Consider the following 12,905-nt stretch of genomic DNA (forward strand, 5'->3'; position numbering starts at 1 on the left):
ATGGTTCATCCCGATTTCATCATTCTCTTCGTCGATCATCCCCTCAACAGCGCCAAGTTCTATAGCGCGCTTCTGGAGCTTGAACCGGTGGAGAGCTCACCGACATTCGCCCTCTTCATTTTGCCTACCGGCCTTCGACTCGGCCTCTGGTCTAAGCACACGGCAGAGCCCGCCGTCGCCGCCAGCAGCGGGGCTGCCGAAATCTGCTTTCGACATGATACCGCTGCCGCTGTTGATGGCGTTTACGCGGATTGGGGAGGGCGCGGCCTGCGCATCCTCCAGACGCCGGTCCAGATGGATTTCGGCTACACCTTTGTGGCGACCGATCCGGATGGGCACCGTCTGCGCGTCTATGCGATGACCGACAAGGCCTGACGCAAAACATGGGTGGTGGCGGGATTTGTTCCGCCGCCGCCTCTCACCCCTGCTGCAGCGCGCGGCGCATGGGATGACCCTTGTAACTACCCAGGATGCGGACTTTCTCGGAGAAGAATCGCAGTTCTTCCAGCGCCCGTCGCACCGGCAGATCGTCCGGATGGCCTTCGATATCCGCATAGAACTGCGTTGCCACGAAACGCCCGCCGAGCTGGTAGCTTTCGAGCTTCGTCATATTGATGCCGTTCGTCGCAAAGCCGCCCATGGCCTTGTAGAGCGCCGCCGGGATATTGCGCACATTGAACACGAAAGTCGTGACGATCATGTCCTTCGGGTCGTTCCGCTCCACCCATTTCTCGTCGCGAGACAGGATCACGAAACGGGTCACGTTGTTTTCCGTGTCCTCGACATTTTCCGCGATGATATCGAGCCCGTAGAGATCCGCGGCCAGCCGGGGTGCCAGCGCTGCCATGCTCCGGTCGCCCTTTTCGGCCACCAGCTTGGCAGCACCGGCGGTATCGCCCGCGACGACCGCCTTCCAGCCGTTCGAGCGGATGATCTTGCGGCACTGGCCAAGCGCGTGGATATGGCTGTGCACGGTGCGGATTTCCTCGTGGGTCACGCCCGGCAGCACCATCAGCTGGAAGCGGATCGGCATGAAATATTCGCCGATGATGTGGAGGCGCGATTCCGGCAACAGGTAATGAATGTCGGCCACGCGGCCCGCGATCGTGTTTTCGATCGGGATCATCGCCAGGTCCGCCTCGCCGTTTTCGAGAGCCTGGAACGCATCCTCGAATGTGGGGCAGGGCAGGGGCTCCATGCCGGGAAACATGTCCCGGGAGGCCATGTCGGAATTGGCGCCGAAATCGCCCTGGAAGGCGATGCGGTTGGTAGCATCTGTCATGGTAATATCCGTTAGGAAGTGGCTCTGGCGGACAGGATGGCGCGGGCCTTTTCGAGATCGGCCGGAGTATCGACACCGAGCGGCACCGAGTCAACGATCTCCGCGTCGATCCGCATGCCGGCCTCGAGCGCCCGCAACTGCTCCAGTGATTCGCGCTTTTCCAGCACTGAAGGCCCGAGCGAGACGAACTTCTCAAGGGCCGCACGCCGATAGGCGTAAAGGCCGATATGGTGGTAGAGCGGCCCTTTGCCGAAAGGGGCGGTGGCGCGGGTGAAGTAAAGCGCCTTGAGCCGCGTGGCGGACAAGGGCGAGCCGACGATCTTGACGACGTTCGGATTGGTCTTCTCGTGCTCGTCGGTGATCTCCACCGTCAGCGTGGCGATGTCCGTCGACGCATTGTCCTGAAGCGGGCGAAGCGAGGCGCGCACGGCTTCCGGCTCGATCGTCGGCAGGTCGCCCTGGACGTTGATGATGAATTCCATGCTGGCGTCGGGGTCGACCTTCTGGACCGCTTCGAAGATCCTGTCCGAGCCGGATTGGTGGTCCGTGCGGGTCATCACCGCCTCGAACCCAGCGGCGGTTACCGCGTCGACAATGTCCTGGTGGTCCGCCGCGACGATGATTCGCCCGGCCTCGGCTTCCTTCGCTCGTTTTGCTACCTGCACGATCATCGACAGGCCGGCAATATCAGCCAGGGGTTTGCCCGGCAGGCGGGTTGACGCCATCCGAGCAGGGATCAACACCAGCGTGCGCCCGAAAGCTGGATTCTTCATGAAAGACCCTTCTAATCCCGCGAAAACAGTGGCAAAACGTCTCAACCACGGGACGATTATTCGTGTTGCAAGCCTAATGCAAAAGACATAGGTTTCGCGCGAATTCAAGGTGTCCGCTTGACGAAGCGGTTGGGAAGGGAGCGATTGCGGATGAACGCCTATGTGAACATGGCGGTGGGTGCCCTGCTGGCCACCGTCTTTGTGATGATGTCTGTTTCAATCGCGTCGGAGGGAATTTTCCATTCGGCAGTTCCTGAAAAGGAAGGCTTTGCCATCGTTGCAGCTGAACCGACCGCTGGGGAAGCCGGGGCCGGGGAAGCAGCGCCCGCCGCCGTTCCGATCGCCCAGCTTCTGGTCAAAGCCGATGCCAAGGCCGGCGAAGCGACCTTCAAGAAGTGTCAGGCCTGTCATTCCGGCGAGAAGGGGGGACCGAACAAGGTCGGCCCAGATCTTTGGGGCGTGGTAGACCGGCCAGTGGCTTCGCATGAAGGCTTTGCCTATTCCGCGGCCATGAAGGATTTTTCCAAGGGCGGGTCGGAACACTGGACTTTCGATCACCTCAACCACTTCCTGACGGCTCCGAAGAACTATGTGAAAGGCACGGCCATGGGCTTTGCCGGTCTCAAGAAGGACGAGGAACGCGCCAATTTGATCGCCTATCTGCGCACGCTGGCCGATACGCCGGTCGCGCTTCCGGACCCGAATGCGCCGCCGCCGGCAACAAATTAAGCTTGAAGTCAGCAGACAAGATCGGCGCCCGGTTCATCCCGGGCGTTTTTCGTTTGCAGCAAGCAGCCAAGCTGGCGCTTTATGACAGTACCCACGCCCAGAAACTGACGGTCAGCACGCCGAAGGCTGTGGTGATGCTGATGACGGAGGCGGCAAGGCTCTGGCCCGACCGGAAGCGCTGTGCGATCAGCCAGGCATTGATACCCGTCGGAACCGAGGAGGTGAGCACCAGTGCCGCCCGCCAGTCATGCGGCAGGCCCAGCATATTGCTCGCCAGAAACACCGCGGTCGGCATCAGAGCAAGCTTCAGGACCGCGGCGCCGGCGGATAGTCCGATATCGCCCCGGATAGGATAGCGCGTCAGAGCCATGCCGATCGAGACCAGTGCTGCCGGTCCGGCAGACGCCGCGAGCTGGTCTATGACGGTCGCCACGGCCGTGTTCAGGGAGAGACCAAGGAAGTTGAAGATCACCCCGATCACCAGTGCGATCACCAGCGGATTGCGGGCGAGATTGCTTCCCACCTGTTTCAACACCGGGCCAAGGCCGCGGGCCTGTCCGCCATCGACGCGGGCGGAGGCTCCCTCCATGAGAATGGTGCCGACGATCATCATGATCGGCAGATGAATGACGAGCAGGATCGAGACTGCCACAAGGCCTTCTTTGCCGACCATATGGGCTACCAGCGGAAGGCCGATGAAGACATTATTGGCGAAGGAGGAGGACATGCCGGCAATGACACTGATCTTGGCGTCGCGGCGAAAAAGCACCTTCGCCAGAAAATGACCGGCCGCCCATGTAACCGCGACGCCGATGAAATAGGCCGTCCAGAGGGGGAGCGGCGAAGCACCCTCGAAATGCGCGTCCGCCAGCGTCCGGAAGATCAGCATCGGCACGGCGATCTTGAAGACGAATTCGCCAAGCGCATCCCCCGTCTCCTGCTTCAGCAGCCCGATCCGTGCGACGGTCCAGCCGATCAGGATGAGAAGGAAAACAGGAACGACGTTGGTAAGGACGGCTGTCACGGGCATGCTCTGCAAGGAAAGGTGATTGGTTCTAGCGCATATGATCAACGCCAACAAACCCGTGCGTCTGCATTGACCTTTGAGCGCCGGCGTCTTGCCCTGCGGGACAACAAAAAAGCGGGGTCATGCCCCGCTTTCCCTCCTGGTCCTGCCAGGTTCCGCCGTCTGCCGCCAGTTCATCCGTGGTCGGCCCGAGTTCGGATGGCCAACGGATAGCAATCGAAAATGACGCGACGATGACGTGACCGCAGAATCTGCACGCTTGCCTTGTTTTGCCGCTTCCAATCTCACGTAAAGCCGCATACCCATTTCCGGCTACGCAGAGGGATCAGCGACGACATGGCTCAATTTGACGTTCTCACCATCGGCAATGCCATTGTGGATATTCTTGCCCGTTGCGACGACGATTTCCTGGACGAGAACGCGATCATCAAGGGCGCCATGAACCTGATCGACGCCGAGCGCGCCGAACTTCTCTATGCCAAGATGGGGCCGGCGGTCGAAGCCTCCGGCGGGTCGGCCGGCAACACGGCGGCCGGCATTGCAGGCTTCGGTGCCCGTGCTGCCTATTTCGGAAAGGTCGCCGAAGACCAGCTCGGCCGGATCTTCCAGCACGACATCCGCGCCCAGGGCGTCCATTACCAGACCAGGCCGGAAGGCGTGGCCCCGCCGACCGCCCGCTCCATGATCTTCGTGACGCCGGACGGCGAGCGCTCCATGAACACCTTTCTCGGCGCCTGCATCGAGCTTGGCCCCGAGCATGTGGAAGAGGATGTGGTGGCGGGTGCCAAGGTTACCTATTTCGAGGGCTACCTCTGGGATCCGCCGCGCGCCAAGGACGCAATCCGCGAGGCTGCCCGCATCGCCCATGCACATGGTCGCGAGGTGTCGATGACACTGTCCGATCCCTTCTGCGTCGGCCGCTATCGGGCGGAATTCCTGGATTTGATGCGGTCCGGCACGGTGGACATCGTCTTCGCCAACCGGGAGGAGGCACTGTCCCTCTACGAGACGGAGGATCTGGACGCCGCGCTCGACAGGATCGCGCAGGACTGCAAGCTCGCCTGCGTCACCCTGAGCGAAGAAGGTGCCGTCATCGTGCGCGGAGCGGAGCGCCTGAAGATTGATGCCTACCCGATCCGGGAACTGGTCGATACGACAGGAGCAGGCGATCTCTTCGCGGCGGGCTTCCTGTTCGGCTATACCCAAGACATGCCGCTCGACATCTGCGGTAAGGTCGGCTGCCTCGCGGCCGCCATCTGCATCCAGCAGATAGGTCCGCGCCCCATGGTGTCGTTGAAGGAAGCGGCCGAACGCGAAGGCCTTATTTGAAGGCCTTTCGGGAAAGCCTTACTTGAAGGCCTCGCCGGGATAGGCGCCCCAGATCTCGCCTTGCGCAAGCCAGCCTTTGGTGCCGTCGGCCTCTGCCTGGCACCATTCGCCGTTGCACTCATTGATCTTGATCATCACGCCCGGCTCGAGCTTTGCGACGACGCTGGCCGTCGCCTGCGGATCGCGCCGCAGGTTGACATAGACGTCCTTGCCCTTGCCGCGCATCCACGGTGCGGCAATCGCCGTGCGCTCGCCCGACAGCAGCGCCTGGTTGACCCAGCCTTCCGTGCCTTCGGCATCGCGGACACGCCGCCAATTGTCGTATTCCTGGATGATCTCCATCGGCGTTCCCGCCTTCATGTACATCCAGGACACGGCATAATCCGTGCTCGGGCCGATGCGGATATTGACCTTCCTCGATTTCAGGCTGACGAATCGCGGCAGCGGCAGGCCGCTTGCACCCTTGGCCGCGCCTTGGGCATAGGCGTTGTCGACCACCGACAGGCCTGCCAGGACACCGAAGGAGAGCGTGAAAAGGACGGTAAAGGTAGCGATGCGCATGGCTGTCGTTCCGGCTGAGGCCCAAAGAGCATGTCGGCCACCCCCGCGAGGTTTCATTTGTCTTCGCTGGCGGGTCTGGTAGATAACGCCCTGGATGAACCGAATATCGCGTGACTTGGTTAAGGACATCTAAAGGCGCTCCGAACGACATGACGGCCAAGAAAAAACCCAAGGTCTACATCACCCGCAAACTGCCCGACGCGGTCGAAACCCGGATGCGCGAGCTGTTCGACGCCGAGCTCAATATCGACGACACGCCGCGCACGCGAGATGAGCTTATCACAGCGATTCGGAGCGTGGACGTTCTGGTCCCGACCGTCACCGACAGGATTGACGAGGCACTGATTGCGCAAGCCGGCCCGCAGATGAAGCTGATCGCCAGCTTCTCCAACGGCACGGACCATATCGATGTGGATGCAGCGGCAAGACAGGGCATCACCGTCACCAACACGCCGAACGTGCTGACCGAAGACACCGCCGACATGACCGTGGCGCTCATCCTTGCCGTCAACCGTCGGCTGACGGAAGGCTCCCGAGTATTGACCGATCACCCCGGCGACTGGAGCGGCTGGAGCCCGACCTGGATGCTCGGCCGCAGGATCTGGGGCAAGCGTATCGGCATTGTCGGCATGGGCCGCATCGGCACCGCCGTTGCCCGGCGCGCCAAGGCGTTCGGCCTGTCGATCCACTACCACAACCGCAAGCGCGTCAATCCGGCAACCGAGGAGGAGCTGGAGGCGACCTACTGGGACAGCCTCGACCAGATGCTGGCGCGGGTGGACGTGGTTTCCGTCAACTGCCCCTCGACGCCTGCGACCTTCCATCTTCTGTCGGCAAGGCGGCTGGCCCTGATGCAGCCGACCTCGATCATCGTCAACACGGCGCGCGGCGACATCATCGATGAAGCAGCGATGATCCAGCTGTTGCGCGATCAACGCATTGCCGGTGCCGGGCTCGACGTCTACCAGAACGAGCCGTCGGTCAATCCGAAGCTGCTGAAGCTCGCAAAGGAAGGTCGGGTCGTGTTGATGCCGCACATGGGCTCCGCGACGATCGAGGGCCGGATCGAGATGGGTGACAAGGTCATTATCAACATCCGCACCTTTTTCGACGGCCATCGCCCGCCGAACCGCGTCCTGCCTGGCCGCAACTGATCAGGCGAGCCGCTTCTGCATCTCGATCGAGGTAGCCCGGTCGAAACCTGCATGGGAGTTCTCGGCGGTCTTCACGAAGCCCCATCGCCCGAAAGTCTGGTGATTGCTGGTGAGTTCGATGCGGGTTTCAAGCCGGAGCGCCGGCAGCCGCATCTCGCGTGCCAGGTCCTCGGCGACGCTAAGCAGCAGGCGGCCGATCCCCTTGCCCTGGTAGTCGAGAGAGACCGCCAGCTTTCCGATATAGAGAAATCCTGGCTCCGGGCGGAAGAATACGCAGCCCACCAGATTTGCGTCCTCCAGTGCGACGAAGGCGATCTCGTCGCAGGCCTTTTGTGCAAGCGAAGCTGCTGTCAGCCGATGAGCCGAGGAAGGCGGGTCGACGACCCCATCCATATAGGCGAAGGAAGAGAGAATGAGCGCCAGCAGGTCGCCCCACCGGTGGAAGCAGCCATCGATGCGTACGATCTCGATCGAATCGGCCATCTTCACTCGGCCGCTGCCTTTGGAGTGCGGCGCCGATACTTGATGATGTCGAAGCGGGCGCCAAGCGCATCGTAAAGCATCAGCCTGCCCAGGAGTGGATCGCCGATGCCGGTGAGCAGCTTGATCGTTTCCATCGCCATCAGCGTACCGATCACCCCCGTCAGCGCGCCGACCACGCCGGTTTCCGCGCAGGACGGCACCAGTCCTTCGGGCGGCTTTTCCGGAAACAGGTCGCGGTAGCCGGGAAGCAGCATGCCATCGGCGCCCGTCTCGTAGGGCATCAGCACGGTCAGCGAGCCGTCGAACCGGCCAACGGCACCCGTCACCAAAGGGATGCGGGCCTGTTCGGCAGAATCGGCCGCCGCATAGCGCGTATCGAAATTGTCGGAGCCGTCCACCACGACCTGAAAGCGCTGCAGATGATGGGCAGCCCAATCCGCCGAGAAGCGGTCCTCGTAATCGACCACCCGCACATGCGGATTGAGCCGAGCGATCGCCTCCCGAGCGCTTTTCGTCTTCATCTCGCCGATCGTACCGGTATCGTGGATCACCTGCCGCTGCAGGTTGGAGAGCGATACCCGGTCGTCGTCCACAATGCCCAGCGTACCGATGCCGGCCGCGGCCAGATATTCGAGGATGGGCGCACCGAGCCCGCCCGCGCCGATCACCAGCACGCGGGCGCTCTTCAGCTTCTGCTGTCCGCCGCCGCCGATTTCCGGCAAGAGAATATGCCGGCGATAGCGCTCGATCTCGTCTGCGGAGAGCGGAAAGGAAATTTCGTCCGGCGTCAGATTGTCCATGGGCCGATCATAGCACCGCCGTCAGCACCGTGTAAGCATCATCCGCCGATGCCGCCATGGGAGACGGTGAAGAATTGCGCGCGCTCGGCGAGCGAGGAAAACATCTGACGGTCCGTGCCGGTCATGAAGGATTGGCCGCCGAGCCCGTCGATCAGGTCGAACAGGGCAGCCCGCCGCCCCTCGTCGAGATGGGCGGCAATTTCGTCCAGCAGCAGCACAGGCGCATAACCGGTCATGTCGGCGGTCAGCCGCGCATGCGCAAGCACAAGGCCGATCAGCAGCGCCTTCTGCTCGCCCGTGGAGCAACGCTCGGCCTCCATATCCTTTTCGCGGTGGCGCACCAGCAGATCCGCCCGGTGCGGACCTTCCAGCGTGCGGCCGGCGGCCGCGTCGCGGTAACGCTCGGCCTCCAGCATGGCCCGGTAATCGTCTTCCAGATCGGCGGCGGGCCGATCCATGCCCTCGTCCAGGAAACCTTTGAGCGCCAGCGAAGGCGTCGGGAAGGGCGTATCGCCGTTCTGCGCGGAAAGCTGGCGCAGCAGCCCTAGCATTTCCTGCCGGGCCGCGGCCATGGCAATGCCGAGGCCTGCCATCTGCGCCTCGATCGCCGACAGCCAGGAAGGATCGAAGCGGCCCTCGGAGAGAAGCCGGTTGCGGCTGCGCATGGTGCGCTCGAAATCGCTGACGCGGCGCCCATGCGATGGATCGAGCGAAAGCACGAGCCTGTCGAGAAAGCGGCGGCGGTCGCCGGCCGTGCCGGTAAAGAGCCCATCCATCGAGGGCGTCAGCCAGAGAACGCTGAGATGGTCCGTCAGCTCTTCCGTCGATCTGGCCGGCGTGCCGTTGATCCGGAGCCTGCGGGTCACGGTCTCGCCCTCGGCCGTCTCGATTCCGGTGCCGACCGACACCTCGCCTTCCATTCCGTCGATCTCTGCGAAGATTGCGAAGCCGCCGGGAGCGCCGACGCGGGTAACGTCCGCAAGGACGGCGCGGCGCAATCCCCGCCCAGGCGACAGAAAGGAAACGGCCTCCAGAAGATTGGTCTTGCCCGCGCCGTTCTCGCCGGTCAGCACCACATGCCGGCTGTCGAGCCTCAGTGACGCTTCCGCATAATTACGGAAGTCGGTGAGGTTCAGGCGGGAAAGGGAAGTCTTGTCAGCCATCGGGACTCGAAGGAGTGTCGCTACTGAGTGCAGCTAGAGTTTTGAGGCGAGAAAGGCAAGCGCTGCCGTTCACGCGGCCGCTTTGGGTCCGTGTTGCAGGCCGAAACGCGTCGTCGATCATGCCGCCGGCGTCGGTTCTCTCCATCACCTGCCATGGACCGGTGACGTGCCGTCGAGTAGGGTGCCACCTCCGAAAGAGGAGCATGCCATGAACGACAGGCCGGATTGCATTCGTCACTGGAGCGAGATCGAGGAGCCTGAGGAAGGGCACTATGACGGCGATGACGAACGGATGGGATTTGGCGCGCCGCTGGCCCGGCATTTCGGCCTTACTCGAATTGGTATCCACCATGTGCGACTGCCGCCCGGGCGCCGCACCTCTTTTCCCCATGCGGAAAGCGCGGAAGAGGAGTTCGTCTACGTGCTGGAAGGAACGCCGGACGTCTGGCTGGATGGCGACCTGCATCGTCTGGCGCCAGGGGACTCGGTCGGTTTTCCCGCCGGAACCGGCATTGCGCATACCTTCATCAACGATTCGCAGCAGGAGGTGCACCTTCTTATAGTAGGTGAGACCGCCAAGACGGATAACCGTATCGTCTATCCCAGGAACCTGGAGAGAAAGGCGCTTCGGTCCGATTGGTGGGAGGATGCGCCCGCGCGCTCGCTTGGACCCCATGACGGCATGCCGGACGCGGTGCGTGCATGGAAGGAAGACAAGCAGGTCCGAGGAGATGGGGCATGAGTGACGAGGCAAGACTGGTCAGGATCGAGGAACTGGCCGCCCACCAGGCCAAGGTGATCGAGGAACTGTCCGATCAGCTCGCCGAGCAATGGAAGCTGTTGGAACAGACGCGCGCCAAGCTGGACCGGCTGACGGAGCGTTTCCTGTCGCTGGAGGAGACGTCGCTGGAAGCCCCGGCGATCACCAGGCCTCCGCATTACTGATCAGGCGGCCGAGCGGCTGTATTTCAGTGCAATATACTCCCAGACCGCCACCATCAGCAGAACGCCGTTGGCCAGCATCTGGATGCCGTAATTGGGTATGAGCGAGGAGATGAGGAGGCAGCCGCCAAGCGCCAGCATGCCGGTCAGGTGCGAGGGCGGCAGGATATGCGACGCGATCCATTTCATCCAGGCTGCTCCGCCGAGAAACAGTATCGGACCGCCCAGCAATGCCAGGGCATGGCCGAGCGATCCGCGTTCGTCCGGATGGGATATGGCGAAATCCTCGCCCACTGCCGTGAGAATGATGCCGGCGACGATCGGCAGGTGGCCGTAGACGAACAGATGCTGGGCCGTCCGCTGCGGCGCCTCGCTGTCTTCCGCCTTGTCCGATGCCTGCTCCTGCCCGTCGTGAAAATAGATCCACCACATCAGGACCGTGGACAGGAACGCGGAGGCGAGGATGAGGGGGGTCCCGTCCTGCTCGAGATGGGCAGAGGCGATCTTGCCCGTGGTCAGGATGGTTTCGCCAAGTGCGATGATAACGAAGAGTGCTGATCGTTCGGCAAGATGCTCGCCTTTGATGTCGAGTGTTTCGGGCGGGGCAGCCCCCAGTCCCGGCAGGCGATAGCGCACAAGCGGTCCAACATACTCGATGATGAGCGCCGTAACCCACAGATAGATGCGCAGCTGAGGATCTGCCAAGCCGCCAGCGATCCACAGGACGCAGGAGACCGCGATCCAGATGGTGATCCTGAAGAAGGTGCGGAAGGACTGTTCGTCCGTGCCGTGAAAGGCGTAGAGCGCAAACAGCGACCGGCCGAGCTGCATGGCGGAATAGGCAAGCGCGAAGACCAGGCCGAGATCGGTAAACGCCCGCGGCAGGGCGATCGCCAGCACGATGCCGAGAAACATCAGCGAAAACAGCATCAGCCGAACGGCGACGACTTCCGCATCCAGGAGGTTCGTCACCCAGGTCGTGTGGATCCAGACCCACCACAGTGCGAAGATGAACAGCAAGGCCTTGGCCGCGATCCCGAATGTGAAGTCCTGCGCCAGCGTCTCGGACAGCTGGATCAGCGCGAACACGAAGACGAGGTCGAAGAACAGCTCGGGAAAGCTCGCCTTGGTCGAATCCTGATCGTCCTTGCGAAGCCAATGATGTGTGCTGTCGGCCATGTGCCCTCCTTGGTGGATGAGGCTAGATAGGGCACACCGAGAGATTTTGGAGGGCGAAGATGCACGCAAGAAAGTCATGATCCGCGCCACACGGGATTGATCGAGATCAACCTCCGGCCGAAGACGATGGGATCAAGCATCGGGAAGAAGGGCGCCCTAGCCGCACGGCCCTTCGCTTCAGTTCGCTACGCGAACCGCTCCTGGTCTCCGACCCCGGCCCCTCGCTAAGGCTCGGCGCGTTCGTCGCTGCAATCGCTCCACTGGAGCGACTGCTTCGCTACGCGAACCGCTCCTCACCCCTCAAAGAATTCCTTCATGCGGGCAAAGAAGCCGGTCGATTCCGGATTGTTGTCCTTCGAGGAAATCTCCTCGAACTCCTGCAGCAGTTCACGCTGGCGCTTGGTCAGCTTCTGCGGCGTCTCGATCTGGATCTGGATATAGAGGTCGCCTGTCTGCGACGACCGCAGCACCGGCATGCCCTTGCCCTTGAGACGGAACTGCTTGCCGGCCTGTGTGCCTTCCGGCACCGTGACGCGGGACTTCGATCCGTCCAGCGTCGCAACGTCGAATGTGCCGCCCAATGCAGAGGTCGTCATCGAGATCGGCACCATGCAATAGAGATCGGCGCCATCGCGCTGGAAGAACTCATGCGGCTTGACCGACAGGAATATGTAGAGATCGCCCGCCGGGCCGCCGCGTGCGCCGGCTTCGCCTTCGCCCTGCAGCCGGATGCGCGTGCCGTCTTCGATGCCAGCCGGAATGTTCACCGACAGCGAACGCTCTTCGGTGACGCGGCCCTGGCCGTGGCACTTGCTGCACGGATCGCTGATCGTCTGGCCGCGGCCGTGGCAGGTCGGGCAGGTGCGTTCGACCGAAAAGAAGCCTTGTGATGCGCGCACGCGGCCGGAACCCTGGCAGGTGCCACAAGTCTTCGGTTGAGTGCCGGGCTTGGCGCCCGAGCCGGAACAGACGTCGCAGGTGATCGAGGTGGGCACACGGATCTGCGCGGTTTTGCCCGCATAGGCTTCTTCGAGCGTGATTTCCATGTTGTAGCGGAGATCGGCGCCGCGCTCGCGTCCGCCGGAGGAGCGTCGTGCCCGTCCGCCGCCCATCATCTCGCCGAAGATATCCTCGAAGATGTCGGAGAAACCGCCGGCACCGGCACCGCCGGAGAACCCGCCGCCGCCCATGCCGCCCTGTTCGAAGGCCGCATGGCCGAAGCGGTCATAAGCCGCCCGCTTTTGCGGATCCTTCAGGGTCTCATAGGCTTCGTTGAGTTCCTTGAACTTCTTCTCGGCCTCGTGATCACCAGGATTCTTGTCCGGATGAAATTTCATGGCGAGCTTACGGAAGGCGCTTTTCAGCTCCTTCTCGTCAGCTGTCCTGCCGACGCCCAGAATTTCGTAAAAGTCAGCTTTTGCCATCGAGTGAACCGGCTCCGGAAAGGGGTCCGGCTGCACGATGGCAGCCGGTTACTTTGGTC

General features: G+C 62.4%; 15 protein-coding genes. 6 read left to right on the forward strand and 9 right to left on the reverse strand.

The annotated features are described in order from the left end of the window. Positions 1-375, forward strand: a complete 375-nt coding sequence (locus EPK99_RS12950) for a VOC family protein (RefSeq protein WP_128443508.1) — start codon at positions 1-3, stop codon at positions 373-375. Between the two features lie 43 nt (positions 376-418). On the opposite strand, the gene EPK99_RS12955 is transcribed toward EPK99_RS12950, so the two are convergent. Both EPK99_RS12955 and EPK99_RS12960 read right to left on the reverse strand, forming a co-directional pair. Further along, the gene (locus EPK99_RS12955) at positions 419-1,282 is read right to left on the reverse strand and encodes a prephenate dehydratase (RefSeq protein WP_128443509.1); all 864 of its coding nucleotides are present in this window, start codon (positions 1,280-1,282) and stop codon (positions 419-421) included. Positions 1,283-1,293: 11 nt separating this feature from the next. Continuing rightward, on the reverse strand, positions 1,294-2,055 hold the full coding sequence (locus EPK99_RS12960; RefSeq protein WP_128443510.1) for a 3-deoxy-manno-octulosonate cytidylyltransferase: 762 nt from the start codon (positions 2,053-2,055) through the stop codon (positions 1,294-1,296). 150 nt (positions 2,056-2,205) lie between these two features. Here EPK99_RS12960 and EPK99_RS12965 point away from each other — a divergent pair, with 150 nt between their 5' ends. Beyond that, positions 2,206-2,784: a c-type cytochrome gene (locus tag EPK99_RS12965; protein ID WP_128443511.1), complete on the forward strand. Its 579-nt coding sequence runs from the start codon at positions 2,206-2,208 to the stop codon at positions 2,782-2,784. 79 nt (positions 2,785-2,863) lie between these two features. On the opposite strand, the gene EPK99_RS12970 is transcribed toward EPK99_RS12965, so the two are convergent. After that, entirely contained in the window at positions 2,864-3,808 is a 945-nt protein-coding gene (locus EPK99_RS12970; RefSeq protein WP_128443512.1) for an AEC family transporter, read from the reverse strand. A gap of 339 nt (positions 3,809-4,147) precedes the next feature. On the opposite strand from EPK99_RS12970, the gene EPK99_RS12975 reads away from it, so the two are divergent. After that, positions 4,148-5,140, forward strand: a complete 993-nt coding sequence (locus tag EPK99_RS12975; RefSeq protein WP_128443513.1) for an adenosine kinase — start codon at positions 4,148-4,150, stop codon at positions 5,138-5,140. Positions 5,141-5,158: 18 nt separating this feature from the next. On the opposite strand, the gene EPK99_RS12980 is transcribed toward EPK99_RS12975, so the two are convergent. After that, positions 5,159-5,701 (reverse strand): SH3 domain-containing protein, encoded by a 543-nt coding sequence (locus tag EPK99_RS12980; protein ID WP_128443514.1) that lies wholly within the window; start codon positions 5,699-5,701, stop codon positions 5,159-5,161. 149 nt (positions 5,702-5,850) lie between these two features. Here EPK99_RS12980 and EPK99_RS12985 point away from each other — a divergent pair, with 149 nt between their 5' ends. Continuing rightward, positions 5,851-6,855 carry a 2-hydroxyacid dehydrogenase gene (locus EPK99_RS12985; RefSeq protein ID WP_128443515.1) on the forward strand — a complete coding sequence of 335 codons (1,005 nt, stop codon included), beginning with the start codon at positions 5,851-5,853 and terminating at the stop codon, positions 6,853-6,855. Here EPK99_RS12985 and EPK99_RS12990 read toward each other — a convergent pair whose 3' ends face one another. From EPK99_RS12990 to recF, 3 genes are read right to left on the reverse strand one after another with little or no spacing between them, the layout of a single operon-like run. After that, complete coding sequence (locus EPK99_RS12990) at positions 6,856-7,338, reverse strand: GNAT family N-acetyltransferase (protein WP_128443516.1); 483 nt, start codon at positions 7,336-7,338, stop codon at positions 6,856-6,858. A gap of 2 nt (positions 7,339-7,340) precedes the next feature. Next, complete coding sequence (locus tag EPK99_RS12995; RefSeq protein WP_128443517.1) at positions 7,341-8,138, reverse strand: molybdopterin-synthase adenylyltransferase MoeB; 798 nt, start codon at positions 8,136-8,138, stop codon at positions 7,341-7,343. A 38-nt stretch (positions 8,139-8,176) separates the two neighbouring features. Then, positions 8,177-9,301, reverse strand: a complete 1,125-nt coding sequence (gene recF, locus EPK99_RS13000; RefSeq protein WP_128443518.1) for a DNA replication/repair protein RecF — start codon at positions 9,299-9,301, stop codon at positions 8,177-8,179. Between the two features lie 208 nt (positions 9,302-9,509). On the opposite strand from recF, the gene EPK99_RS13005 reads away from it, so the two are divergent. Together EPK99_RS13005 and EPK99_RS13010 are read left to right on the forward strand one after the other, a co-directional pair. Continuing rightward, the gene (locus tag EPK99_RS13005; RefSeq protein WP_128443519.1) at positions 9,510-10,043 is read left to right on the forward strand and encodes a cupin domain-containing protein; all 534 of its coding nucleotides are present in this window, start codon (positions 9,510-9,512) and stop codon (positions 10,041-10,043) included. Continuing rightward, positions 10,040-10,246, forward strand: coding sequence for a SlyX family protein (locus EPK99_RS13010; protein WP_128443520.1), 207 nt, complete (start codon positions 10,040-10,042; stop codon positions 10,244-10,246). The genes EPK99_RS13005 and EPK99_RS13010 overlap by 4 nt, the downstream gene beginning before the upstream one ends. Here the strand turns inward: EPK99_RS13010 and EPK99_RS13015 are convergent, their stop codons facing one another. Both EPK99_RS13015 and dnaJ read right to left on the reverse strand, forming a co-directional pair. Next, positions 10,247-11,422 carry a low temperature requirement protein A gene (locus EPK99_RS13015; protein WP_128443521.1) on the reverse strand — a complete coding sequence of 392 codons (1,176 nt, stop codon included), beginning with the start codon at positions 11,420-11,422 and terminating at the stop codon, positions 10,247-10,249. 293 nt (positions 11,423-11,715) lie between these two features. Next, entirely contained in the window at positions 11,716-12,846 is a 1,131-nt protein-coding gene (gene dnaJ, locus EPK99_RS13020; RefSeq protein ID WP_128443522.1) for a molecular chaperone DnaJ, read from the reverse strand. Positions 12,847-12,905 lie beyond the last annotated feature (59 nt).

It is taken from the genome of Neorhizobium lilium (assembly GCF_004053875.1).
GTDB classification, from domain to species: Bacteria; Pseudomonadota; Alphaproteobacteria; order Rhizobiales; family Rhizobiaceae; genus Neorhizobium; species Neorhizobium lilii.

Excerpts from the sequence above, each read along its gene's own strand:
- EPK99_RS12950 (WP_128443508.1), top strand. The coding sequence starts at position 1 with ATGGTTCATCCCGATTTCATCATTCTCTTCGTCGATCATCCCCTCAAC.
- EPK99_RS12955 (WP_128443509.1), bottom strand. The coding sequence starts at position 1,282 with ATGACAGATGCTACCAACCGCATCGCCTTCCAGGGCGATTTCGGCGCC.
- EPK99_RS12960 (WP_128443510.1), bottom strand. The coding sequence starts at position 2,055 with ATGAAGAATCCAGCTTTCGGGCGCACGCTGGTGTTGATCCCTGCTCGG.
- EPK99_RS12965 (WP_128443511.1), top strand. The coding sequence starts at position 2,206 with ATGAACGCCTATGTGAACATGGCGGTGGGTGCCCTGCTGGCCACCGTC.
- EPK99_RS12975 (WP_128443513.1), top strand. The coding sequence starts at position 4,148 with ATGGCTCAATTTGACGTTCTCACCATCGGCAATGCCATTGTGGATATT.
- EPK99_RS12980 (WP_128443514.1), bottom strand. The coding sequence starts at position 5,701 with ATGCGCATCGCTACCTTTACCGTCCTTTTCACGCTCTCCTTCGGTGTC.
- EPK99_RS12985 (WP_128443515.1), top strand. The coding sequence starts at position 5,851 with ATGACGGCCAAGAAAAAACCCAAGGTCTACATCACCCGCAAACTGCCC.
- EPK99_RS12990 (WP_128443516.1), bottom strand. The coding sequence starts at position 7,338 with ATGGCCGATTCGATCGAGATCGTACGCATCGATGGCTGCTTCCACCGG.
- EPK99_RS12995 (WP_128443517.1), bottom strand. The coding sequence starts at position 8,138 with ATGGACAATCTGACGCCGGACGAAATTTCCTTTCCGCTCTCCGCAGAC.
- recF (WP_128443518.1), bottom strand. The coding sequence starts at position 9,301 with ATGGCTGACAAGACTTCCCTTTCCCGCCTGAACCTCACCGACTTCCGT.
- EPK99_RS13005 (WP_128443519.1), top strand. The coding sequence starts at position 9,510 with ATGAACGACAGGCCGGATTGCATTCGTCACTGGAGCGAGATCGAGGAG.
- EPK99_RS13010 (WP_128443520.1), top strand. The coding sequence starts at position 10,040 with ATGAGTGACGAGGCAAGACTGGTCAGGATCGAGGAACTGGCCGCCCAC.
- EPK99_RS13015 (WP_128443521.1), bottom strand. The coding sequence starts at position 11,422 with ATGGCCGACAGCACACATCATTGGCTTCGCAAGGACGATCAGGATTCG.
- dnaJ (WP_128443522.1), bottom strand. The coding sequence starts at position 12,846 with ATGGCAAAAGCTGACTTTTACGAAATTCTGGGCGTCGGCAGGACAGCT.